We start from the raw sequence: 252 nt of genomic DNA on the forward strand, positions 1-252 counted from the left end.
CCAACGCGCCAAGTCCGAACGATTCTGTCGTACTCGGCAGGAGAAAGAGATCAGCGGCTTGCAGCACGTCAACAACCACGCTCAGATTTCCGAGGAACCTCACGTGCTCTTCCAAGCCTAACTCCGTCACGACAATCTCGGTCGCGCCGCGCTCCGGGCCGTCCCCAACCAACACCAAGACCGCCGGGATCTCCTTCCTCACGCGCGCGAATATCCGTACCACGTCGGGTACGCGCTTCAGCGGCCGAAAAT

1 protein-coding gene is annotated in these 252 nt (G+C 60.7%); it reads right to left on the reverse strand.

Going from position 1 to position 252, the window contains the following annotated elements; all coding sequences use genetic code 11:
* A partial coding sequence (locus SAY88_RS25350) for a glycosyltransferase (protein WP_332635205.1) occupies positions 1 to 252 on the reverse strand: 252 nt, incomplete at both ends.

It is taken from the genome of Halalkalibacter flavus (assembly GCF_036663575.1).
Lineage (GTDB): Bacteria > Bacillota > Bacilli > Bacillales > Bacillaceae_D > Halalkalibacter > Halalkalibacter flavus.